This window comes from Neisseria sp. HMSC073G10 (assembly GCF_001812605.1).
GTDB classification, from domain to species: Bacteria; Pseudomonadota; Gammaproteobacteria; order Burkholderiales; family Neisseriaceae; genus Neisseria; species Neisseria subflava_A.
In genome coordinates, this window is record NZ_KV809528.1 from 196,078 (window position 1) to 218,133 (window position 22,056).

Annotated in this window: 19 protein-coding genes and 1 pseudogene; 6 read left to right on the plus strand and 14 right to left on the minus strand. The window is 49.9% G+C overall.

The window, feature by feature from the left end; genetic code table 11:
- Positions 1 to 43 precede the first annotated feature (43 nt).
- The 6 genes and pseudogenes from HMPREF2865_RS06870 to rpmE all read right to left on the minus strand — a co-directional run bounded on the left by HMPREF2865_RS06870 (position 44) and on the right by rpmE (position 5,364).
- The gene (locus tag HMPREF2865_RS06870; protein ID WP_070646576.1) at positions 44 to 442 is read right to left on the minus strand and encodes a hypothetical protein; all 399 of its coding nucleotides are present in this window, start codon (positions 440 to 442) and stop codon (positions 44 to 46) included.
- A 383-nt stretch (positions 443 to 825) separates the two neighbouring features.
- Positions 826 to 1,011, minus strand: a pseudogene (locus HMPREF2865_RS12255) (septum formation inhibitor Maf); the annotation flags it as partial.
- Between the two features lie 617 nt (positions 1,012 to 1,628).
- Complete coding sequence (locus HMPREF2865_RS06880; RefSeq protein WP_070646528.1) at positions 1,629 to 2,105, minus strand: SMI1/KNR4 family protein; 477 nt, start codon at positions 2,103 to 2,105, stop codon at positions 1,629 to 1,631.
- Positions 2,106 to 2,218: 113 nt separating this feature from the next.
- The gene (locus HMPREF2865_RS06885) at positions 2,219 to 3,106 is read right to left on the minus strand and encodes a hypothetical protein (RefSeq protein ID WP_283120651.1); all 888 of its coding nucleotides are present in this window, start codon (positions 3,104 to 3,106) and stop codon (positions 2,219 to 2,221) included.
- A gap of 148 nt (positions 3,107 to 3,254) precedes the next feature.
- On the minus strand, positions 3,255 to 4,913 hold the full coding sequence (locus HMPREF2865_RS06890) for an ArnT family glycosyltransferase (RefSeq protein ID WP_070646530.1): 1,659 nt from the start codon (positions 4,911 to 4,913) through the stop codon (positions 3,255 to 3,257).
- A gap of 235 nt (positions 4,914 to 5,148) precedes the next feature.
- Positions 5,149 to 5,364 carry a 50S ribosomal protein L31 gene (gene rpmE, locus HMPREF2865_RS06900; RefSeq protein ID WP_003681847.1) on the minus strand — a complete coding sequence of 72 codons (216 nt, stop codon included), beginning with the start codon at positions 5,362 to 5,364 and terminating at the stop codon, positions 5,149 to 5,151.
- Positions 5,365 to 5,645: 281 nt separating this feature from the next.
- On the opposite strand from rpmE, the gene HMPREF2865_RS06905 reads away from it, so the two are divergent.
- On the plus strand, positions 5,646 to 6,179 hold the full coding sequence (locus HMPREF2865_RS06905) for an acyltransferase (RefSeq protein WP_070583988.1): 534 nt from the start codon (positions 5,646 to 5,648) through the stop codon (positions 6,177 to 6,179).
- A 62-nt stretch (positions 6,180 to 6,241) separates the two neighbouring features.
- Here the strand turns inward: HMPREF2865_RS06905 and HMPREF2865_RS06910 are convergent, their stop codons facing one another.
- The 4 genes from HMPREF2865_RS06910 to HMPREF2865_RS06925 all read right to left on the minus strand — a co-directional run bounded on the left by HMPREF2865_RS06910 (position 6,242) and on the right by HMPREF2865_RS06925 (position 9,056).
- On the minus strand, positions 6,242 to 6,706 hold the full coding sequence (locus tag HMPREF2865_RS06910; RefSeq protein WP_070583986.1) for a four-helix bundle copper-binding protein: 465 nt from the start codon (positions 6,704 to 6,706) through the stop codon (positions 6,242 to 6,244).
- 299 nt (positions 6,707 to 7,005) lie between these two features.
- On the minus strand, positions 7,006 to 7,434 hold the full coding sequence (locus tag HMPREF2865_RS06915; protein ID WP_049329449.1) for a hypothetical protein: 429 nt from the start codon (positions 7,432 to 7,434) through the stop codon (positions 7,006 to 7,008).
- An 8-nt stretch (positions 7,435 to 7,442) separates the two neighbouring features.
- Positions 7,443 to 7,958 (minus strand): outer membrane protein assembly factor BamE, encoded by a 516-nt coding sequence (locus tag HMPREF2865_RS06920; RefSeq protein ID WP_070646532.1) that lies wholly within the window; start codon positions 7,956 to 7,958, stop codon positions 7,443 to 7,445.
- Positions 7,959 to 8,417: 459 nt separating this feature from the next.
- Positions 8,418 to 9,056 carry an MBL fold metallo-hydrolase gene (locus HMPREF2865_RS06925; protein WP_070646533.1) on the minus strand — a complete coding sequence of 213 codons (639 nt, stop codon included), beginning with the start codon at positions 9,054 to 9,056 and terminating at the stop codon, positions 8,418 to 8,420.
- A gap of 111 nt (positions 9,057 to 9,167) precedes the next feature.
- On the opposite strand from HMPREF2865_RS06925, the gene HMPREF2865_RS06930 reads away from it, so the two are divergent.
- Positions 9,168 to 9,974: a DNA ligase gene (locus HMPREF2865_RS06930; protein WP_070646534.1), complete on the plus strand. Its 807-nt coding sequence runs from the start codon at positions 9,168 to 9,170 to the stop codon at positions 9,972 to 9,974.
- A 65-nt stretch (positions 9,975 to 10,039) separates the two neighbouring features.
- On the opposite strand, the gene HMPREF2865_RS06935 is transcribed toward HMPREF2865_RS06930, so the two are convergent.
- Together HMPREF2865_RS06935 and HMPREF2865_RS06940 are read right to left on the minus strand one after the other, a co-directional pair.
- Entirely contained in the window at positions 10,040 to 10,690 is a 651-nt protein-coding gene (locus tag HMPREF2865_RS06935; protein ID WP_070646535.1) for an HAD-IA family hydrolase, read from the minus strand.
- A 10-nt stretch (positions 10,691 to 10,700) separates the two neighbouring features.
- Positions 10,701 to 11,687 (minus strand): RluA family pseudouridine synthase, encoded by a 987-nt coding sequence (locus tag HMPREF2865_RS06940; RefSeq protein WP_070646536.1) that lies wholly within the window; start codon positions 11,685 to 11,687, stop codon positions 10,701 to 10,703.
- A gap of 514 nt (positions 11,688 to 12,201) precedes the next feature.
- Here HMPREF2865_RS06940 and HMPREF2865_RS06945 point away from each other — a divergent pair.
- Complete coding sequence (locus tag HMPREF2865_RS06945) at positions 12,202 to 15,096, plus strand: Rne/Rng family ribonuclease (protein ID WP_070646537.1); 2,895 nt, start codon at positions 12,202 to 12,204, stop codon at positions 15,094 to 15,096.
- 252 nt (positions 15,097 to 15,348) lie between these two features.
- On the opposite strand, the gene mscL is transcribed toward HMPREF2865_RS06945, so the two are convergent.
- Positions 15,349 to 15,792 (minus strand): large conductance mechanosensitive channel protein MscL, encoded by a 444-nt coding sequence (gene mscL / locus HMPREF2865_RS06950; RefSeq protein ID WP_070461139.1) that lies wholly within the window; start codon positions 15,790 to 15,792, stop codon positions 15,349 to 15,351.
- 448 nt (positions 15,793 to 16,240) lie between these two features.
- Positions 16,241 to 17,029, minus strand: coding sequence for an enoyl-ACP reductase FabI (gene fabI / locus HMPREF2865_RS06955; RefSeq protein WP_003748060.1), 789 nt, complete (start codon positions 17,027 to 17,029; stop codon positions 16,241 to 16,243).
- Between the two features lie 208 nt (positions 17,030 to 17,237).
- Between fabI and ppk1 the strand changes: the two genes are divergently transcribed.
- The 3 genes from ppk1 (at position 17,238) to HMPREF2865_RS06975 (ending at position 22,049) form a co-directional block, all read left to right on the plus strand.
- The gene (ppk1, locus tag HMPREF2865_RS06960; RefSeq protein ID WP_070646538.1) at positions 17,238 to 19,295 is read left to right on the plus strand and encodes a polyphosphate kinase 1; all 2,058 of its coding nucleotides are present in this window, start codon (positions 17,238 to 17,240) and stop codon (positions 19,293 to 19,295) included.
- Positions 19,296 to 19,397: 102 nt separating this feature from the next.
- Positions 19,398 to 21,413 (plus strand): prolyl oligopeptidase family serine peptidase, encoded by a 2,016-nt coding sequence (locus HMPREF2865_RS06965; protein WP_070646539.1) that lies wholly within the window; start codon positions 19,398 to 19,400, stop codon positions 21,411 to 21,413.
- A gap of 420 nt (positions 21,414 to 21,833) precedes the next feature.
- Positions 21,834 to 22,049 carry an aminotransferase class IV gene (locus HMPREF2865_RS06975; protein WP_207798647.1) on the plus strand — a complete coding sequence of 72 codons (216 nt, stop codon included), beginning with the start codon at positions 21,834 to 21,836 and terminating at the stop codon, positions 22,047 to 22,049.
- The last annotated feature ends 7 nt before the right edge of the window (positions 22,050 to 22,056 follow it).

The following is a 22,056-nucleotide window of genomic DNA, read 5'->3' on the forward strand; positions in this document are numbered from 1 at the left end:
TGAGTTTAGGTTTCATATGGGCTACGGCTTGCTAATTTATGATTTATCTATATTCCTGATATCTAATAGAATTATATAAAATACCATTCTTATCAAAAATAGGTAATAATTTAATCAAATACCAGTTAACATCAACTATTTCTTTATCAAAATTTTTAATATTAATGGTGATGCTAAATGAGAATTCAAAATTAGGGAAAAATAAAACTTGTCCACCAATATTGGTGTCAGCCCATGTTATTGAAAATCCAATTACTTCATCTAAATTACTTTTTATTCTTAAAAAATCTAAAATTTCTTTTTCTGACATAGAAGCTGAATTCCAATCATAGTCTTCATCGCCAAGTGGTAAGTAAACAAAATTTCCATCATCTAGAAAACTCCAACCTCCATACAATAAGCATTCTAGTATTTCATAACGAGAAAATTTTTTATTATTCATGGATAAATCCATATCCAAACTTACACTTCTTGACATTTTTAAATCTCCTATAACTTTTAATATTCAAAATATTTAATACCTTTTTTGTTCAAAAATTCTTTAACATGTTTGGGGATTGGTGTATTTGAATGTAATTCATATGTTGCTCCATTTTTTGTTGCAATTTTCAGTCTATCACCCATATCTGATTTAAATTTTTCGAATTTTTGAGGTGTAGAAGTGTGATCTCTCCAGAAATTACCAGATTTGGCTTCATACCAACGATTGATTGTAATAGCACCGTCAAACTCTCTCCCTCCCATTTTAAAGCTTCCATTTCCTCCATGAAATTTAACTAACCAATCTTCAAATTCTTTTCTGATTAGCCCAGATGGACCTCTGCTTAATTTCTTAATTTCTTTTTCTATTTGAGCATGTTGGTTAAAGTTGCTGTTTTTATTTCCGTTTCTTATTTCCTGAACATTTTTCTCCACCTGCTCACGAGTTGTCAATTTATTAAGCTTCCTATCAACCTCCCATCTCGGTTTTGCATCAGACACAGGCTTAGCCTTAGGCATACCGGCCCCTGATTTACCCACACTGAACAAATCTATAGAAAACTGAACATATTCCGCAGCCTGCTCCGACAACCCCAACTGCTTCAAGGTCTGGACCGTAATCGTCGGTCGTTGCTCGCTGGCTTTTTTTCCGAAGTTTTTCGTCCCAGTAATGACATGATCGTAGGAAGACGTTACACCAACCAAAGCGGCGGCACAGCCGAAGCCGAAAGTCTCGGCACAAGATCCGCCTCCGGCTACACTGGAAAGCACAACCCCCAAACTGCCCGAAACGATTTCAGCTCCGGGTTTGACGTAGCGGTGTAGGATGCTTTTGTCTTCCGCATCCAGCTTTTCATATTCGGCCTTCAGGTAGTCGGCCACCCAATCGGGATGTCGGTTTAGATAGCCTATGGATCCGTTTTTCAAGTCCTTAAACCGACTGTCAAAGTGTTTATCTTGGATAAATTCGATGATGCGTCCTATATTTTGACGACATTCGGTAATTCTTCCTTTGGAACTACATTCATGCTTGACTTGCTCTTTTATGACGGAATAAATTTTAAGAGCTGTCTGTTCGTCCTTCTTTAAGGCCGCTGATTTCAGACGATCTTTTTAATTTAGTTGGGTTTTCAACTCAACCTACACACTTAATCTGAAAGTTCATATAGCATATCCAAAAAGGCATCAAAACTATCTGCAATATGGCTAGTTACCATTTTCGTATCTCCATTCTCATCTTCATAAAAATCATCATGATACATCAGAATGATACATGGATTTTCATTGCATTTTCTGTAATCAAAACAGATATAATCGCCATTAGCTGAAATCCCAAAAGCAATCACTTTTTTTGCATACCCATATTCATCATCAATACATGAATAGCTATAAATATCTTCATAGCCTAAATTTTGCTTATACCCTAAAAATGAAATGTCCCTTTCATCATTTTCACCGTATTGATTGATAAAATTGAAAATATTTTCTTTAGGGTATAAATGATCATGTTTGCCAAGAAGTGATACATATGAAACAGGAAAAACGACCCCTACATCTTCAGCAAATTGTTGAATTGTTCTTATTGGAACCAATCCCTCATCTGATAATATTGATAGTTTTCTCATTTTTACTGACCTTTCTTTAACGATTTTTGACCAGTATGCCTAACAGCTTTATGAATACTATTAGGAATTAACTGCATATTATAAAGAGGCGGGCAAATATGCCCGCTTTATTTTTAATATTTCTGCAAACCTTCTACCTTGATTTCTTTGGCATTGGCATTGATGAAGGCTTGAGTCGCTTTCATCGTGGCTTGGATGCGCGGATCGTTCCAACGCACGATTTGGTTGTTTTCATCGCGCTTGTCCGACCAGATGATCACGCCGTCGGTGTATTTTTTGCTGATTTCGAGCATTTTACGCCAGCGGACGGGGTCGATGAACTGCTTGAAATAAGGGTTGTTGGTGGCCGAATAATATTGCGGCCAGATGTAGCCGATGATTTTTTTGTTAGGAAAGCGTTGGTGGATGTCGTCAACGGCGGTTTTCACGTCTTTTTCCCATTGCACCAAATCGGGGGAAGTGATGTAGAACACAGGATTGGCATAGTCGCTGATGGCGGCGGTGGGCGCACGGCGTTTGCTGACTTGCCGCCATTTGGCCAAGATAGTTTCGTTGTCAACGTTGGGGCGGTAGTGGCGGATGCCGTGCAGGTGTTCGGAGGGCATGCCGTAGTTGCTGATGAAGGCGCGCGGGTTTTCTTCTCTGAAGATCTGGTACATCCGCGCAAAGTCGGTTTTCAATTCGTCGGGTGTCAGCAGCTGGCCGTCTTTTTCGGCAAACCAGCTTTCGATGTCAGTAGAAATGGTGCGGTAGCCTTCTCGGCGAGATTGTTTGGCCAATTCGCGGATACGCGTTTCGTTGAGTACGCCGTGTTTGCGTTTGCCCGTCGGATCGGGTTTGACCAGCTCGCTTTCGTAAACCAAGAACACTTTGGAGAGTTTGTCGGCGGTCAGGTCGGGTTTGCCGACGTAGTCCATGCGGTCGTAGATGATGAAATCTTTGGCATGGGCGGAGAGGGCGGTCAATAAGAGGACGAGGGGCAAAAGGCGGTTGGGTTTCATGTTTTTAGGCAGATAAGGGAAAAGGGCCATTGTACGGGAAGCGGTGTTAAAGTGAGTCAAAGGCCGTCTGAAAGGATAAAAGTTCTTTCAGACGGCCTTTTATTTGAATGTAGCAGGAATATTCAGCTTTATGGCTAGTGTCACGGATTTATTGCGCTGAAGTTTTCTCTAAGAATAGGAAAGTCTCGGCTTTGTTGCGCGGTCTTGCGCCTTGCCACAAGGTTTGCCAACCCGAAGGTGCACCGACATTGGCGGCTTGGCGGATGAGGCGGTAGCGGCAGGACGGGTTGTCGGTCGTGGTTTTAATATGGCTGTATTGTGTCCACGCGATGCGTGTGCGCTGGTCTTGGCCGTCGATGCTGATACATTCGAGGCCGTCTGAAAGTTTCTGTTTCAATTCGGAAGAAAGCGCGGCTTCCATTTGGTGAATCACCGGCGCATGGCTTTTTGCGGCGTTGAGCCACGGTAAAAACAGGGTCATCAGCAAGGCCCAGGCCAAGGTAACGCCGGCTGCCCAGTTGGTTACGGCTTGGCGGCCGCGGATGTTTTTACGCGTAATCGCCCAGAGCCATAACGGGGTAAACAGCAGGGCGACGGTCATCGGAATCGGGTCAATGTCGGGGGTGTAATACGGGCTGAAATAGGCGGCGCGTTCGGCCAGCTTGGCAGGCCAGCCGTAGTTCATGGCGAAGAAGCCCAGCCACAGGAAGACGGCAATCAGACCAAATGCCATGATGCCGAACCAGTTGATAAATGCCGCCGCACCACGGCGCAGGCCGTCCAGTTGTGCTGCGCCGAGCAGGGCGAGCGGCGGCAACAGCCAAACGAGGTTGTCTTGCAGGCGTTGCGGGTTGATGGCGAGCAGGGCTGTCATGATAACCAGCCACGACAGGCTCAGAATGCCCCAGTTTTTATCGTGGATACGCGTGCGGCTGAGCGTCCATGCCGCCAGTGGCCAGGCAGGCAAGGCAAACCACAGCAGGTTTTTTAGATAATAGGGCAGGTTGAAGGCCGTCTGAATCTGATGGAAGCCGCCGAATACGCCTAAGAAATAATGGTTGAACCAAATATCAAACCATTCGGGATTGGTTTTCGATAAGACCAGCGGATACAGAATCAGCAGAGGCAGGGAAACGACGATGGCGCCAATCAGGGTCAGCAGATAGCGTTTGCTCTGCCAAGTGGAATGGAACGACAGGGCAAGTGCCAAAAACATCATGGCTGAAGTCAGCAGGTAACCTGAGGAGAGGGCGAGTAAAACCCAGCCGCCGCACAACAACAAAATGGCAATAATGACGCGGCGGCGTGCCAGTGAAAAGCCGCACAGAATCAATCCAAACGCGGCAAAAGCGGCCGACATGGGATTGAGGAAGTGGGCGATGGGCAGCAAACCGATGCTGCCGATAAGGATTAAGACAACGCTGCGGCCGTGGTGTCTGCCGAGGAAGTTGAAACCGGCAAATCCGCAGGCCGTCAGTCCGATGGCGGTAAATACCACGCCGGCAAAACGCGCGGCATCATAGGCATCGGCCGCCCAAGGTGAAAACAGTGTTTGGAATGCGGTTGCCACCCACAAAAAAGCAGGGGAGATGGTGAAGTCGGGTTGGCCGAAGATTTGTGCAACCAACAGGCTGCCGCCGTTTTTCATGGATTCGGAGGCGGTAAAGAGGGAGGGTTCGGCAGGGTTCCACAAGTCATGCGAGAACACGCCCGGCCACAGCCAGGCAAAGGCCATCAGCAGCAGAAGCCATGGTTTTTCATGGGTTTTTTGGGGGCGGCGCGGATCGGGCGGTGTGTAAGTCAGCATGGAAGGTCAAAAAACGGTTGGTTTGAATAGCAATGGTACAGGGTTTGACGGGTTTGCGCGATATGCCGGACCGGAGAGCTTTGTAAAAGAATGCTTACGGCTCGTTTTTATCGGGTGGTTGGAAGGATATGGCATTTGGTTGACGACAAAAAGCTCAGGCCGTCTGAAAGAAAAGTTTCAGACGGCCTGAATGCAAAAAAGACTGCACGAAGCAGTCTTTTTGACAAAGCGGCAATTAGCGTTTGAACAGGTTGCCGAATTTGTTGTTGAATTTGTCCACACGACCGGTAGTGTCGACGATTTTTTGAGTACCGGTGTAGAAAGGGTGGCACAGAGAGCAAACCTCAACGTTGAAGCTGTCTTTCTCCATTGCGGATTTGGTTACGAATTTGTTGCCGCAAGAGCAGGTAACGTTGATTTCGTGGTAGTTCGGGTGAATACCTTGTTTCATTTGATTTCCTTTCGATTAAGCGGGCACAGGGGTTTTGCCTGTACTTCAGTTAAGCGTGGAATTTTCGCTATTTTTGGCTGTTTCGTCAAGAGGATATTTTGTATGCAGGGTAGTTTCGCAACAGAAGAGAACAGTTTAGAATAGAATATCGAACCAAATATTATGCGATCAGATTGTAATCTAACTGAAAAGAGGATGTAAAACCTCCTCTAGATGTGAAACTTTAAGAAGAATAATAGTCTGAATAATATTTACGCTTGTACGAACAGGAGACGGAATCAATGTGGAAAAAGATATTGACGTGCATTTTGCGTGTTTTGGGAGGAGTGTTGCCCCCGTCTTATTGCAAACCATTCGGCAGAATTGCGCAAAAATTCCGTGTTGCTTTGGCTGCGTGTATTTCTCCAAACATCGGTAAAAACGTCAATATTGAAAAAGGCGGGTACGTCTTTCCGGATACGGTAGTCGGCGACAATTCGGGTATCGGCGTAAATTGCGAAATCTGCCGCGGGTTGACCCTCGGCAAGAACGTGATGATGGGGCCGGAATGCCTGTTTTATTCGACCAACCACAAATTCAACCCTGAAACCCGCCGCTTCGAAGGTTATACAGATATCAGCCCGATTGTGATTGAAGATGATGTTTGGATTGGCCGGCGTGCGATTATCATGGGCGGCGTTACCATCGGTAAGGGCGCGGTAATCGGTGCAGGTTCGGTGGTTACCAAAGATGTGCCGCCTTATTGCGTGGCTGCGGGCAACCCTGCGATTGTTCGGAAAAAACTGCTGGATGAGCAAGAGCTTGCAGCCGAATAGCGTAAACAAAATAGCAAAATAAAAGGCCGTCTGAATTTCAGACGGCCTTTTTTCAATAGTGCTTAAGCGGCAATTTTTTCGCATTCTTTAATGCAAGCCAAGCAAGATTCGTAGCAGGCTTTGCATTCAGCGTGGTGGCCGGCGTGTTCTTTGCAGGCGGCAGCACATTGTTTGCAGGCTTCGATGCACACTTTTGCCAAAGATGGGGTCAGGCGTGAATTTTGGGCAGCGAGGTTTTGCAATGTGCCGCACAGTGCCAACATTTGGTTAACGCCGGTTGCGCAGTCTTTCATGGAAGTATCACCGGAGCTCAACAGAGTGATGCAGTGAGTCAGGCAGATTTGACCGGCTTCAACGCAATGTGCGGCTGCTTTGCGCGCAGCTTCGTAGGCGCGCGGTGCAGAATGCGCGTGACCGGCATGACCGGCGTGGTGTGCATGGCCTGCATGGTCGTGAGCACGGGCAAAAGAAGCGGCGGCGGTAAGGGAAACAGCAGCGGCGCTGCCGATAAATTGACGACGGTTCATAAGATAGAGTCCTTTTTGCTTGGTGAAATGATATTACGAATAATTAAATCTATTCGATAACAATAGGTTAACATATTATTTGTTTATAAACAATAAAGGCTGCCTGAACTTTTAGGCAGCTTTTTTTAGATACGCGTTAGGTTGATAGAGTTTTCTTTTCCTGAATCAGCAGCTTCAACAAAGTTGCCGCGCTGTCCAAGACCGTATCAGCATATCCAGCAATAAAGGTTTTTGCCAATAAAAAAGAAAAGGCCGTCTGAAAAATATTCAGACAGCCTTTATTTAAACTAAAGCCTACATCAGATAACTTCTAAAATGAAGTACTGACGCAGTTTTTCGTACACATTATTTTGTACGTTGATACAACCATTGGTTATGATGCGGTCGGCCACATGAGGGGAGACGATGCGTTCCATGCGTCTTTCCTGTGGCTTGAGCGTCCATACCCTGTGTAACGCAAACAGAAAGTCATTTTCTTCTTTGAAGCCGATAACCTCGCCACCGTAACCCGGTTTGCTGGTCATCATCGGCGTCATATTGAATTTGCCTTTCGGAGTGGTCTTGCCAATCAGTACCGGATGGCACTGACCGTCATCGGCAAAGCAAAGCTCCGCCTTAGCTGTATTGACCACAACTTTTTTACGCTGGATATAGTCACTGACAGCATCGGCAGCGGCCAAAGAATTCAGACCTGCTGCCAAGGCTATACCCAATAGGATCCGTTTCAAATTTGTCCTTATTGACGGATGCGTTTAGGAGCTTCTTTAATGATCTCGCGGATGATCACTTGAGGCTCTTGTTTAGGTGTAGGTGCTGGAGGAGGACACACGGCATCTTTAGGGAATACTGGATTCCAGAAGAAGCTGCGTGCAAATTTGTCTTTGTCGTAGATCACTTTGTATTGGCAAGTAGTGATGCCTTCAACGCCGGAAGTGTTTTCAGGGTCAACGCCTACGCCTGGGGTGTAGAAGTGGAACAGGTAGTCCCATTCACGCACGCCAACCATGCCTTCGTCGTAGTGAGGACGGCCGAGGATTTTGTAGATGTCGTCTTTGGTCAGGCCAGGACGCATTTGATCTAGCTCGTCAAAAGTCGGGAATGTACCGCGGTCTTTGTTGAAGGTCAGGGAGTAAGGTTTAGGGAAGCGTGGCTCGTCTGTAGTGCCTTCAGGAGTGATTTTGCTCTTAGTAGCACAGGCGGCCAGCAGGCCGGTAGCCAGCAGGACGAAGCCTACTTTTGCGATTTTTTTCATTTGATAATCCTTTTATTGATTTTACCGGCCGAACTTTTCAGACGGCCTGTTAGTGCCGGCAGCGAGTTTGCCGGTTTACCCAAATAATGTTGTGCTTCTTAAAGATGTACCCGACGGTTTGACAAACAGAACATCGGCACATTCCGGCAGGGCATTGCGCCTCATCTCCGTTGTATCCGCCTGAATCGGCAGAGCCGTTCAGACGGCCTGACTGACATTTATTGTCACTTTGTAACAATTTCACTGCGAGTAAGGCTTGGGGTTTAGAGATGTCCGGTTTTCGATAAATCAGGTTGTATTGCGTAATACCTTGTTATCTTTGTGCTTTAGTTCTTTTTGGCATTTGCCGGAGATTAGGTACTTAATCTTTCGGGTGTTATCCCTGCAAATTGTATGCCAGTTTTCTTTTATACGCATAATCTGAGTATGCCAAAATGTTGGCTTTATACAACATTCATATTAGCGAACCAGAAACGGATTGTACCTTTTCTCATGCCCGATACTGGTCATACGGCCGTGTCCGGCTATAACTTGCGTGGTTTCGGGCAGGGTTAATAGTTTAGCGCAGATATTGTTTATGAGGTCATCATGATTGCCGCGTGGAAAATCTGTGCGACCGACAGTCTCATAAAATAAAACATCGCCTGCGACTAAAAGTTCATTTTCGGCGTTGTAAAAAACGACTTGGCCGGGAGTGTGGCCGGGAATGTGGAGGACTTGGAAGCTGTGATTGCCGACCTTGAGCGTTTCTCCTTCTTCCAACCAGCGTGTCGGCGTGAATGACGGAGAAACGGGGAAGCCGTATTGCGCCGTCGTTTGCGGAAGGGCTTGGAGCAGGAATTCGTCGTCTTTGTGCGGGCCGAGAACGGGTACGTCGCAGGTTTTTAAAAGCTCAACCACGCCGCCTGCGTGGTCAAGATGGCCGTGGGTCAGCCAAATGGCCGTCAGCTTGAGGCCTTTGTTTTGGACTTGTTGCAATAAATAGGGAACGTCGCCGCCGACATCGGTCAAAACGGCTTCTTTGGTTTCGTCATCCCAAATCAGCGTGCAGTTTTGACGGAAAGGGGTAACGGCGTTGATTTCAAATTGGAGTGCCATGGGTGTTCCTGGGAAAGGCTTATTTAATGTTGTTTACGTTTCAGACGGTCTTTTGTTATTATGCACATATAATAAAAAGCAAGTCTGGAAAAGTGTCTTATGAATAATGTAATGCGAACCATGATACCGATTTTTGCGGCTTCTTTCATCTCTGCGGCGTTTGGTGCAGATTTGTTGTTGGCGCAGGAATATAAAAATCAAGATATTGCCGGTTGGGCCATGAGTGAAAAGTTGGATGGCGTGCGCGCGTATTGGGACGGCAGGCAGTTGGTCAGTCGTCAGGGCTATGCGTTTACACCGCCCAAAGGTTTTACAGCAGGTTTTCCGCCGTTTCCGATGGATGGTGAGTTGTACAGCGGACGAGGGCGGTTTGAGCAAATTTCCGCGACGGTGCGTTCTGCCTCGGGAACTTGGGACGGCATCCGCTTGCATGTTTTTGATGTGCCACAGGCGCAGGGTAATCTGTATCAGCGGTTGGAAACGGCTTCGAAATGGCTGAAATCACACCCGTCGGCACGGTTTACGGTTATTCCGCAAGTCAAGGTGCGCGACAAACAGCATGCTTTGGATTTTTTGAAACAAGTTGAAGCGCTGGGTGGGGAAGGGGTGATGCTGCGTCAACCTGAAGCCCGTTATGCAAGCGGTAGAAATGGGCAGCTGTTGAAGCTGAAAAGTGAATATGATGATGAATGTACGGTAACGCGTCATTATGAGGGCAAAGGGCGCAATGTCGGGCGTTTGGGTGCGGTAGGATGCAAAAACCGATATGGCGAGTTTCGTATCGGCAGCGGTTTTAAGGATAAAGACCGCGACCATCCGCCGAAAATCGGTGCGCTGATTACTTACCGTTATCGTGGTTTTACGCAAAAGGGAACGCCGAAATTTGCAACATTTGTCAGGGTGCGCTCAGATCGATAAAACAAATTAAAGGCCGTCTGAAAGTAGGTTTCAGACGGCCTTTAATATAGATGTTGCATAGCCTTTTATAAGGTTTCCAATACATCAGGCAACTCGGCCAAGCTGTTGAGCATGGCGACATGGGGCATGGAGGAAAGCTGTTTGGAGGTATGTGCGCCGGTGGTGACTGCGATGGCGCGGATTTTAGCATTGGCGGCCATTTCTAGGTCGTGGGTGGTGTCGCCGACGACGACGGCCTCTTCCGGTTCAACACCCAGTCGATCGCAGAGGGCGAGTACCATATCGGGTGCGGGTTTGGACGGATATTCGCTAGCGCAGGCGGTTTCTAGCCAAAAGGCTTGGGTGTCGGTTTGTGCGATGGCTTTGTCCAAGCCGCTTCGGCCTTTGCCGGTGGCGACGGCAAGCCAATAGCCTTGTTGTTTCAAGCGTTGCAGGCAGGGCAGGGCTTCGGGAAACAGGGTCATGTTGCGGTTGTTGGGATTGAGGTAGTGCGCGGCATAGGTCTCAATCAGGGTTTCCTGAACGTGTTCGCTGACGTTGTGGGCAAGGCGGCGGATGATGCCGGAGAGGCTGTATCCGATGAGTGGGCGGATTTGGTCGGCTTCGGGAACAGGCAGACCGCAATCGGCAAAGCTTTGTTGAAAGGTGTGGATGATGGGGTTGGTGGTGTCGGCAAGTGTGCCGTCCCAGTCGAAAATAATGAGTTTGGGTTTCATGGGTTTCCTTTCAGACGGCCTTTTCCTGATTTTCCAGCATTAAAACAAATTGTGCCAATTCTTGCGGCAGGGGGGCTTCCAGGATCAGTTTCTCTCCGGTCAGCGGATGGGCGAGATGCAGCTCGGAAGCGTGCAGGAACATTCTTTTCAAACCGAGTTTTTGCAGGCGTTTGTTGGCTTGATAGTCGCCGTAGCGTTCGTCGCCGGCAATGGGGCAGTCTTGCGATTGCAGATGGACGCGGATTTGGTGGGTGCGGCCGGTTTTCAGGGTGGCTTCGACAAAGGTCAGGTCGGATAGGCCGACTTGGTGCAAAAGGCCGTCTGAAAAACGGTTTAACACGCGGAAGATGGTGTGGGCGGATTGGCCGTCTTCGCTGACGCGCACCATTTTTTCGCCTTGTGCGCCGGTGTATTTGAACAGGGGGAGCTTGACGTGGAAGCGGTCGTTCGGCAGCCTGCCGACACCCAGCGCGAGATAGATTTTTTTCGGATGGTCGTTGCGGATGGCTTCGTGCAGTTTCACCAAGGCGCTGCGTTTTTTGGCAATCATCAAAAGGCCGCTGGTGTCTTTGTCGAGGCGGTGGACGAGTTCGAGATAACGTGCTTCGGGACGAGCGCGGCGGATTTGTTCGATGACGCCGAAGCTCACGCCGCTGCCGCCGTGGACGGCAACGCCGGATGGTTTGTTGATGACCAAAAGCGCATCGTCTTCGTAAACGATGTCAAACTCGCGCGCAGGCGCGGCCTGGCTTTCAGACGGCCTTTGTTTTTCGGCGATACGTATCGGCGGAATGCGGACGGTATCGCCTGCCTGAATGCGGTTGTCGGGTTTACAGCGTTTTTTGTTCAGCCGCACTTCGCCGGCGCGGATAATGCGGTGGATATGGCTTTTCGGGACGCCTTTGAGGATTTTTATCAGATAGTTATCAAGGCGTTGGCCTTCCTCGTGTTCGGCAACGGCAATCAGGCTGACTGAATCTTTGCGTATTGCGTGCATTTTCTCTATAATCCCAAACGTCCGTTTCGGGACTCGAACCTGCCATCGCAGGCCGTCTGAAACGGATTTATTGTTAAAACGAGATTTTATATTAAAAACGCACTCCGCAAAGCATTTCCTTGTGTTTGTTCAAAGCCGGCAAACGCAATCCCGTAATTAAGTTTGAATTGAACCTGCCGTCCGGCCGGGCGTAAGACGCAGTCCGCGCAGCACCGTCCGAAATTACCGGCGCTACGATAATAAGAAGATGTAGGCTGCCTTATTTTGTCCGAAACATCAGCATTCGGACGGCAGCGGAACCATCAACCTTTCCGCCGCATTGTTCTTTATTTCCTTCTTTATCCGAATCCGTCCGCACATGGCTTGAGCTCAAGCATGCAACCTTGCGGATTTCAAATCAAATACTGGTTACACGGGGATTTTCCCATCTTGCCTTTGAAGAGTGCCAACCGGACAGACAGGCCGTCTGAAAAAGATATTCACAAATCAAACGGCCGCTGTTCACGAGGTGACTATGAAAAGAATGTTATTCAACGCAACGCAGGCCGAAGAGCTGCGCGTTGCCATTGTCGATGGCCAAAACCTTTTGGACTTGGACATCGAAACGCTGGGCAAAGAACAGCGTAAAGGCAATATCTACAAAGGTATCATTACCCGCATCGAGCCGTCGCTGGAAGCGTGTTTCGTCGATTACGGAACCGACCGCCACGGCTTTTTGCCGTTTAAGGAAGTATCGCGTTCATATTTCCGCGACTACGAAGGCGGCAGGGCGCGTATTCAGGACGTGCTCAAAGAGGGCATGGAAGTTATCGTCCAAGTCGAAAAAGACGAGCGCGGCAACAAAGGCGCGGCGCTGACCACTTTCATCAGCCTGGCCGGCCGCTATTTGGTATTGATGCCGAATAATCCGCGCGGCGGCGGCGTATCCCGCCGTATCGAAGGCGAAGAGCGCCAAGAGTTGAAAGCCGCCATGGCCGAACTCGATATTCCGAACGGCATGAGCATTATTGCCCGCACCGCCGGCATCGGCCGCAGCGCGGAAGAGTTGGAATGGGACTTGAACTACCTCAAGCAACTCTGGCAAGCCATTGAAGAAGCAGGCAAAGCACACCATGACCCTTACCTGCTCTTTATGGAAAGCTCGCTGCTGATTCGTGCGATTCGCGACTATTTCCGTCCCGATATCGGCGAGATTCTGGTGGATAATCAAGAAGTTTACGACCAAGTTGCCGAGTTCATGAGCTATGTCATGCCGAGCAATGTAGGCCGTCTGAAACTCTATCAAGACCACACGCCGCTGTTCTCCCGTTTCCAAATCGAACACCAAATCGAAAGTGCGTTCTCACGCAGCGTCAGTCTGCCTTCCGGCGGCGCGATTGTGATCGACCACACCGAAGCCTTGGTTTCCATCGACGTCAACTCTGCGCGTGCCACACGCGGCTCGGATATTGAAGACACCGCGTTCAAAACCAATATGGAAGCCGCCGAAGAGGTCGCCCGTCAAATGCGCCTGCGCGACTTGGGCGGTTTGGTCGTCATCGACTTCATCGACATGGAAAATCCGAAACACCAACGCGATGTTGAAAACGTCCTGCGCGACGCGCTCAAAAAAGACCGCGCACGCGTGCAAATGGGCAAACTTTCGCGTTTCGGCCTTTTGGAATTGAGCCGTCAACGTTTGAAACCGGCTTTGGGCGAAAGCAGCCATGTTGCGTGTCCGCGTTGCGCCGGTACCGGTGTCATCCGCGGCATCGAATCCACCGCCCTGCACGTTTTGCGCATCATTCAAGAAGAAGCAATGAAAGACAACACCGGCGAAGTACACGCACAAGTGCCTGTCGATGTTGCTACCTTCCTGTTGAACGAAAAACGCGCCGAGCTGTTTGCGATGGAAGAGCGCTTGGATGTGAACGTCGTCCTGATTCCAAACATTCACTTGGAAAATCCGCACTACGAAATCAACCGCATCCGCATTGATGACGTAGAAGAAGACGGCGAACCGAGCTACAAACGTGTTGCCGAGCCGGAAGAAGACGAATCCGCCAAACCTTTCGGCAGCGAAAAAGCCAAAGCTTCCCGTCCTGAGCCAGCTGTCAAAGGCGTGCGCCATACCCAGCCTGCGCCGACTGTCGCCCCTGAGAAAAAAGCCTCTTGGTGGGACAGCTTCAAAGCTTGGTTGAAACGTATTTTTGGCGGCAATACCGCAGCCGAAACCGCGCCTGTTGCCGAAGTGGCAGAAAAACGCACTTCGGGCAGCAACAACCGCAACAGCAATTCCAGCAACCGCCGCGCAAACAGCCGCCGTCAAAATCCACGCCGCAGCAACAAAAACGACGGCAGCAAAGTTGAAGTGCGCGAAGTGAATGCCGAAGCTGCCGACAGCAAGTTTGAAGAAAGCAAATCAAACGAAAGCCGCAATGACGAGCGTAAAGACACTCGCCGCAACCGCAACCGTAACAACCGCCGTGATGATCGCAACAACGAGCGCAACCGTGTTGAGGAAACGGTTGAAGACGTAAATGTTCAAGAAGTGGCTGCACTGGCTGAAATGCCGTCTGAAAACCAAGCGGAACAAAACGGCAATAAACGCCGCCGCAACAACAGTCGTAACGAGCGCAACCGTAATCAATCTGCGGAAAACCATGTTGAGGACGTGAACGTTCAAGCCGATGGCGAACAGGCGCAAGTCGAAGAGGACAACAACGTCCGCAGCGAAGAGGGTGTGAAAAACAATGGCCGTCAAGGACGTGACCGCAACAACCGTCAGCGCAACAACCGCAACGACCGCCGTTCTAACAGCAAAAAACGCAATATTCCGTCTTCGGCAAAAATCGAGCAATACCTGAACATTACCGATACCGCCGACAAAGTCCTCTTTGCCGTAGCGCATGTTTTAGGTTTGAACGAAAAGGTTGAAGCTGCAAATGCGACATTGTCTTCTGAAAGCGACCAAGCCGAGCCGCTGGTGATTGTGGTATCCGAGCCTGAAGTGACCAACGCAGAGCCATTCGTATTTGCGATTGAAAGCGAAGACGAGCCTGCCGTAGCGCAAACTGAAGGCGCTGATGCCGAACAAGCCCTGCTTGCTTCTGCAGTCAGCAACGTCAAAGAAGCCATTTCTGCGGTATTGTCTCCGAATGCAACGGCTACTGTTGCACCGGTTGAAGCACCAGCCGAAACTGTTGCCACACAAACTGAAACCGTCGCTGAAGCAGCGCCTGTCGCAATCGTTGTACCTGAGAGCTTGGGCGATTTGATCTTCGTTGAAACCGATCCGCAAGCCGTTGCCGCTTTTGCTGCGCAGCCACAACCTGAACCGGTTGCCAAAACACGCCGTTCGGATGTGCCTAAAGTAGAAGTGGAAGACGTAGCAGTCGAAATGATTTTGGTGGAAACACGCAAAGATTAAGATTGGTTTTCCAGTTAAAAGCCCGATGTTGAACGCATCGGGCTTTTTTATTGGCAAGGAGTTATGCTGCTCTTATTTTCTTTGTGTTTACCATGAGCATTGCTTCATGGTTGAAAAAGCAGGATAGATTGCTGAGAAAGGGAAGGCATGGTTTTTTCAATAGGAAGGGCTTAATGAAAATTGGTATGAGAAAAGCCGTCTGAAATGGTTTCAGACGGCCTTGGTTTGTGTGTGTATGTTTAGGTATTGTGATTAGTTTTTGTTCAGAGAGTCACGGATTTCGCGCAACAACAGAACTTCTTCGCTAGGCTCTGCTGGTGCTTCTTCAGCAGGAGCTTCGGCTTTTTTCACAGAGTTGATGGCTTTAACCACGCAGAAGATGGCAGCGGCGATGATCAGGAAGCTGATTACAGTGTTGATGAACAGACCGATGTTCAGGGTAACGGCACCGGCTGCTTGAGCGGCCGCCAGGTTAGCGTAACCGGCTTCAGGAGCGGCTTGTGCGCCGTCTTTCAGTGTGATGAACAGATTGGAGAAATCAACGCCGCCGATCAGCAGACCGATAGGAGGCATGATTACATCGTCAACCAATGATTTGACGATGCCGCTGAATGCTGTACCGACAACCATACCGACTGCGAGGTCGATCACGTTGCCACGCATAATAAATTCTTTAAATTCTGAAGCGATTGACATAATTAATCTCCTGTATGTGTTTGAGTCAAAATCAGATGTGATTCAATAAATCGGCAGGCATATTAACGCTTTATCGGTTAAGAAAAATTCATTAATGTTAAATTTTGTATTTTATGCCAAAAATGCCCTGCTTCTATGCCTTCTGTATGAAAAACAGGCCGTCTGAAATTTTTCTGTTACTTTTTTACACCACTTTTTATCAGTAGCTAAGTATCAGATAACATGAATGTTATCTTTAGAATCAATGCTCTATCTTATCTTTTAAATGAGATGAAATGATAATGTTGTAATGTTAGTAACATAATGCACCGAAGCGTACGGCAATCATATTTCCTACGTGTATTTGAATTTCAGACGGCCTTATCGATTATGCAGTCATTCAAACCATAATGTAATGGCCATAAAAAACGCACTTTCATGATGAAAGTGCGTTTTGCGTAAAAACTGTTTAGTTCTCTTCGTCGTTCAGCGCGTTGATGCTGTAACCGCCGTCAACGTAGGTAATCTCGCCGGTAATGCCGGAAGCGAGGTCGGACAAGAGGAAGGCGGCGGTGTTGCCGACTTCTTCGGTGGTCACGTTGCGGCCCAGTGGGTTGTGGGAAGCGACGTGGCCTAAGAGTTTGCTGAGATCGGCGATGCCGGAAGCAGCCAGGGTTTTGATCGGGCCTGCGGAGATGCCGTTGCAGCGGATGCCTTCTTTGCCCAGGCAGGCGGCAGTGAAGCGGATGCCGGCTTCGAGGCTGGCTTTGGCCATGCCCATAACGTTGTAGTTAGGAATGGCACGAACGGCGCCCAAGTAACTCAGGGCAACGATTGCGGCGTTGCGGCCCTGCATCATCGGACGGGCGGCTTTGGCCAGCGCAGGCAGGCTGTATGCGGAGATTTCGTGAGCGGTGTTGAACGCTTCGCGGCTGATGCTGTCGAGGAAGTCGCCGCTCAAAGCTTCTTTAGGGGCGAAACCGATGGAGTGAACGAGGCCGTCCAAGCCGTCCCAGTGTTTGCCCAAGTCAACGAAAACTTGGTTGATTTCGTCGTCGCTAGCAACGTCGCAGCGGAACACGAGTTCGGAGCCGAGTTCGGCCGCCATTTTACGGACGCGCTCTTCCAGTTTGTCGACAACGTAGGTGAATGCCAATTCCGCGCCTTGTTCGCGGCAGGCTTTGGCGATGCCGTAAGCGATGGAACGCTCGGAGATCATGCCGGTAATCAGAATTTTTTTGCCTTGCAAAAAGCCCATTTTCTTATCCTTTAACAGTGGTATTGCGGTTGCATTAAACTGCGCATTATAGCAAAAACCGCTGTTTCGGCATAGAAAACAACGGATAACCCTTTGTCTTGCCTCAAATAGGGATAAGGTTTTCTGTCAAGGCCGTCTGAAACCTGACGGAACGGCGGCAAAACGTTATACTTGATAGTCTTAATGACCGATGTTTCAGGAGTGAACCATGCCCGAGCAAAAACGCATTCTTTGCCGAGAACTCAGCCTGTTGGCGTTTAACCGCCGTGTACTGGCTCAGGCGCAGGATACGAAAGTTCCTTTGTTGGAGCGTTTGCGTTTTTTGTGCATCGTGTCTTCCAATTTGGACGAATTTTTTGAAGTGCGCATGGCGTGGTTGAAACGTGAAAACAAACTGCGTCCGCATCAGCCGCTCGACAACGGAAAAACCGCGGCCGAAACCATCGAAGCGGTGGCGAAAGAGGCGCAGGCTCTGATCCGCGAGCAGTACGACCTGTTTAACAAAGTATTGCAGCCTGCACTCAGCCGCGCTGGCATTCATTTCTATCGCCGCCACAAATGGACGGCCGCGCAGAAAAAATGGATTGAAAACTATTTTGACAACGAGCTTTTGCCCATTCTCACCCCCATCGGCCTTGATCCGTCACACCCGTTCCCGCGCCCGTTAAACAAATCGCTCAACTTCGCCGTCGAACTCGAAGGCACAGATGCGTTCGGCCGTCCGTCAGGAATGGCAATTGTGCAGGCACCGCGCATTTTGCCGCGCGTCGTCCCCATGCCGTCTGAAATTTGCGGCGGCGACGCAGGCTTTGTGTTCTTATCGTCTATTTTGCACGCCCATGTCGGTAAACTTTTCCCCGGCATGAAAGTGAAGGGTTGCCATCAATTCCGCCTCACGCGCGACAGCGATTTGACGGTGGATGAGGAAGATTTGAAAAACCTGCGCGCCGCGATTCAAAACGAATTGCACGACCGCGAATACGGCGACGGCGTGCGCTTGGAAGTGGCGGATACTTGCCCGGCATACATTCACGATTTCCTGCTCGCCCAGTTCAAACTGACTTCTACCGAGCTGTATCAGGTCAAAGGGCCGGTCAATTTGGTGCGCCTTAATGCCGTTCCCGATTTGGTGGACAGGCCAGATTTGAAGTTTCCGCCGCGCAATGCAGGCCGTCTGAAAGCCTTGCGCAAAAATGGCTCCGTGTTCAAACTGGTCAAACAGTCGCCGATTTTGCTGCACCATCCGTATCAGTCGTTTGATCCGGTTGTCCAAATGATACGCGAGGCTGCGGCCGATCCGGATGTATTGGCCGTCAAAATGACCATCTACCGCACCGGCAGCAATTCCGAGCTTGTGCGCGCATTGATGAAGGCCGCGCTGGCGGGTAAACAAGTTACCGTCGTGGTCGAACTGATGGCGCGTTTTGACGAAGCCAACAACGTCAACTGGGCGAAGCAGCTGGAAGAGGCGGGCGCGCACGTCGTGTACGGCGTATTCGGCTACAAAGTCCATGCCAAAATGGCTTTGGTTATCCGTCGCGAAGACGGCGTGCTCAAGCGTTATGCCCACCTCGGTACCGGCAACTACCACCAAGGCACATCGCGCATTTACACCGACTTCGGCATCATTACCGCCGACGAACAAATCACTGCCGATGTGAACATTCTGTTTATGGAAATCACAGGCTTGGGCAAGCCGGGCCGTCTGAACAAGCTCTATCAAAGCCCGTTTACCCTACACAAAATGGTCATCGACCGCATCAAGCAGGAAACCGAACACGCCAAAGCAGGCAAACCGGCACGGATTACCGCCAAGATGAACTCCCTCATCGAGCCGAGCGTAATTGATGCGCTGTATCAGGCCAGCGCGGCAGGCGTGCAAATCGACCTGATTGTGCGCGGTATGTGTACTTTGCGCCCGGGGGTAAAAGGCTTGTCCGAAAACATCCGCGTCCGCTCCATTATCGGCCGCCAACTCGAACACTCGCGCGTGTATTGCTTCCATAACAACGGCGCAGACGATACCTTTATCTCCAGCGCCGACTGGATGGGTCGCAACTTCTTTCGCCGCATTGAAGTCGCCACGCCGATTACCACGCCCGAACTCAAAGAACGCGTGATCCGCGAAGGTTTGGAAATGGCTTTGGAAGACAATACCCAGGCTTGGCTGATGCAGCCTGACGGCAGCTACGTCCGCACCCAGCCGCAAGACGGCGAGCCTGCGTTTGGTTTGCAGGAAGGTTTGTGGAAAATATACGGACGTTAAATTGAATAATGTCTCAGGCCGTCTGAAACGCAGGTTTTAGACGGCCTTTTTTGATTTTGCCGTTATAATTCCGTTTCCCAATCTTTCAGACGGCCTTTTCTTATGAAATCTTACCCCGATTCCTATCTCCATTTTGAAAACCTCGAATCTCCCGAAACGCAAGATTTTGCCGCTGCGGCGCATGCCGAAACGCGCAAGCGTTTTTTAGAAAACGACAAGGCGCGCGAATTGTCTGACGGTATTTTGGCGCAGTTGCAGGACACGCGGCAGATTCCGTTTTGTCAGGAACACCGCGCGCGGATGTACCATTTCCATCAGGACGCAGAATATCCGAAGGGCGTGTACCGCGTGTGTACCGCGGCGACTTACCGTTCCGGCTATCCCGAGTGGAAAATCCTGTTTTCGGTAGCGGATTTCGACGAATTGCTTGGCGACGATGTGTATTTGGGCGGCGTGTCGCACTTAGTGGAACAGCCCAACCGCGCGTTGTTAACACTGAGCAAATCGGGCGGCGATACGGCGTACACGCTGGAAGTGGATTTGGAAGCAGGGGAGTTGGTAGAAGGTGGTTTTCACTTTCCGGCAGGCAAAAACCATGTGTCGTGGCGCGATGAAAACAGCGTGTGGGTGTGTCCGGCTTGGGACGAACGCCAGTTGACCGAATCGGGCTATCCGCGCGAAGTGTGGCTGGTGGAGCGTGGTAAGAGTTTCGAGGAAAGCCTGCCGGTGTATCAAATTGCCGAAGACGGCATGATGGTGAACGCGTGGCGTTATCTCGATCCGCAGGGTTCGCCGATTGATTTGATTGAAGCGTCGGACGGTTTTTACACCAAAACCTATTTGCAGGTGTCAGCCGAAGGCGAGGCGAAACCATTGAACCTGCCCAACGATTGCGATGTGGTCGGCTATCTGGCGGGACATCTTTTGCTGACACTACGCAAAGACTGGAACCGCGCGAACCAAAGCTATCCGAGCGGCGCATTGGTGGCAGTAAAATTAAACCGCGGCGAATTGGGCGCGGCGCAGCTTTTGTTTGCGCCCGATGAAACGCAGGCATTGGAAAGCGTGGAAACGACCAAGCGTTTTGTCGTGGCGAGCCTGCTGGAAAACGTACAAGGCCATCTGAAAGCATGGCGCTTTAGCGATGGTAAATGGCAGGAAGTCGAATTGCCGCGCCTGCCTTCGGGCGCGTTGGAAATGACCGACCAGCCTTGGGGCGGCGACGTGGTTTACCTTGCTGCCAGCGATTTCACCACGCCGCTGACACTGTTTGCGCTGGATTTGAACGTGATGGAACTGACCGTCATGCGCCGTCAGCCGCAGCAGTTCGATTCAGACGGCATCAACGTGCAGCAGTTTTGGGCGACTTCGGCCGACGGCGAGCGCATTCCTTATTTTCACGTCGGCAAAAACGCCACGCCCGACACGCCGACCTTGGTTTATGCCTACGGCGGTTTCGGCATTCCCGAATTGCCGCATTATCTGGGCAGTGTCGGCAAATATTGGCTGGAAGAGGGCAATGCCTTTGTATTGGCGAACATACGCGGCGGCGGCGAATTCGGCCCGCGCTGGCATCAGGCGGCGCAGGGAATCAGCAAACACAAAAGCGTCGACGATTTGCTTGCCGTCGTGCGCGATTTGTCCGAACGCGGCATGAGTTCTCCCAAACACATCGGTTTGCAGGGCGGCAGCAACGGCGGCCTGATTACCGCCGCTGCCTTCGTACGCGAGCCGCAAAGTATCGGCGCGCTGGTGTGCGAAGTGCCGCTGACCGACATGATCCGTTATCCGCTTCTGTCCGCCGGTTCAAGCTGGACGGACGAATACGGCAATCCGCAAAAATACGAAGTCTGCAAACGCTGGCTGGGCGAATTGTCGCCGTATCACAATCTTTCAGACGGCATCAACTATCCGCCTGCGCTCATTACCACCAGCCTGTCCGACGACCGCGTCCATCCCGCCCACGCGCTCAAGTTCTACGCCAAACTGCGCGAAACCTCGCCGCAATCTTGGCTCTACTCGCCTGACGGCGGCGGCCATACCGGCAACGGCACCCAACGCGAATCCGCCGACGAACTCGCCTGTGTCTTGCTGTTTTTGAAAGAGTTTTTGGGATAAAAGCAAGCAGCAGGACTGACTGTTTTGTAAAGTTGAGAAACAAAATACTCTTGTTTCGGCAAGTGAAAAGAAGGCCGTCTGAAAAACGAATATTAAAGTTTTTCAGACGGCCTTCTTTTCTTTTAACTTTCAACATATCCCGATAAAATGGACACTTTGTAAGTAATCATTGATGGAAGACACAATTATGGTAACTGAACCGAAAAATTATACACGATTTAGAAAATAATTTTAAACAAAACAATATATTAAAACTCAAACAAATCTTTCCCGAAGTCTTTTGCGAAGACCAAATCGACTTTGAGAAACTCAAACTCGTCCTTGGCGCAGAAAACCTTGCCGGTGTGAGCGAACGTTATCAACTCGATGCTGTAGAAACTAGTAGCGTTGTTTACAGTATTTCCAGGAGAATACTGAAACATGAACATGCACAAAAACACCCGTCTCACCCCGTCTCTGGATTTGGATATCCTCAACGGCATCATGCGCCAAGCCGTGTTGCAGCAGCTGCAAACCTACTTGGGCGCGGACACCATCATCGAAACACACATCACCCGCGATATGCTCGAACGCGCAGAAAAAATCCGCCTCTCCAACGCCTTGAGAGGCGTGTTTGAGGCGGATTTGGTGTACTAGGAACAAT

Coding starts and splice junctions, on each gene's coding strand:
- HMPREF2865_RS06870 (WP_070646576.1), bottom strand. CDS start 442: ATGAATAATAAAAAATTTTCTCGTTATGAAATACTAGAATGCTTATTG.
- HMPREF2865_RS06880 (WP_070646528.1), bottom strand. CDS start 2,105: ATGAGAAAACTATCAATATTATCAGATGAGGGATTGGTTCCAATAAGA.
- HMPREF2865_RS06885 (WP_283120651.1), bottom strand. CDS start 3,106: ATGAAACCCAACCGCCTTTTGCCCCTCGTCCTCTTATTGACCGCCCTC.
- HMPREF2865_RS06890 (WP_070646530.1), bottom strand. CDS start 4,913: ATGCTGACTTACACACCGCCCGATCCGCGCCGCCCCCAAAAAACCCAT.
- rpmE (WP_003681847.1), bottom strand. CDS start 5,364: ATGAAACAAGGTATTCACCCGAACTACCACGAAATCAACGTTACCTGC.
- HMPREF2865_RS06905 (WP_070583988.1), top strand. CDS start 5,646: ATGTGGAAAAAGATATTGACGTGCATTTTGCGTGTTTTGGGAGGAGTG.
- HMPREF2865_RS06910 (WP_070583986.1), bottom strand. CDS start 6,706: ATGAACCGTCGTCAATTTATCGGCAGCGCCGCTGCTGTTTCCCTTACC.
- HMPREF2865_RS06920 (WP_070646532.1), bottom strand. CDS start 7,958: ATGAAAAAAATCGCAAAAGTAGGCTTCGTCCTGCTGGCTACCGGCCTG.
- HMPREF2865_RS06925 (WP_070646533.1), bottom strand. CDS start 9,056: ATGGCACTCCAATTTGAAATCAACGCCGTTACCCCTTTCCGTCAAAAC.
- HMPREF2865_RS06930 (WP_070646534.1), top strand. CDS start 9,168: ATGCGAACCATGATACCGATTTTTGCGGCTTCTTTCATCTCTGCGGCG.
- HMPREF2865_RS06935 (WP_070646535.1), bottom strand. CDS start 10,690: ATGAAACCCAAACTCATTATTTTCGACTGGGACGGCACACTTGCCGAC.
- HMPREF2865_RS06940 (WP_070646536.1), bottom strand. CDS start 11,687: ATGCACGCAATACGCAAAGATTCAGTCAGCCTGATTGCCGTTGCCGAA.
- HMPREF2865_RS06945 (WP_070646537.1), top strand. CDS start 12,202: ATGAAAAGAATGTTATTCAACGCAACGCAGGCCGAAGAGCTGCGCGTT.
- mscL (WP_070461139.1), bottom strand. CDS start 15,792: ATGTCAATCGCTTCAGAATTTAAAGAATTTATTATGCGTGGCAACGTG.
- fabI (WP_003748060.1), bottom strand. CDS start 17,029: ATGGGCTTTTTGCAAGGCAAAAAAATTCTGATTACCGGCATGATCTCC.
- ppk1 (WP_070646538.1), top strand. CDS start 17,238: ATGCCCGAGCAAAAACGCATTCTTTGCCGAGAACTCAGCCTGTTGGCG.
- HMPREF2865_RS06965 (WP_070646539.1), top strand. CDS start 19,398: ATGAAATCTTACCCCGATTCCTATCTCCATTTTGAAAACCTCGAATCT.
- HMPREF2865_RS06975 (WP_207798647.1), top strand. CDS start 21,834: ATGAACATGCACAAAAACACCCGTCTCACCCCGTCTCTGGATTTGGAT.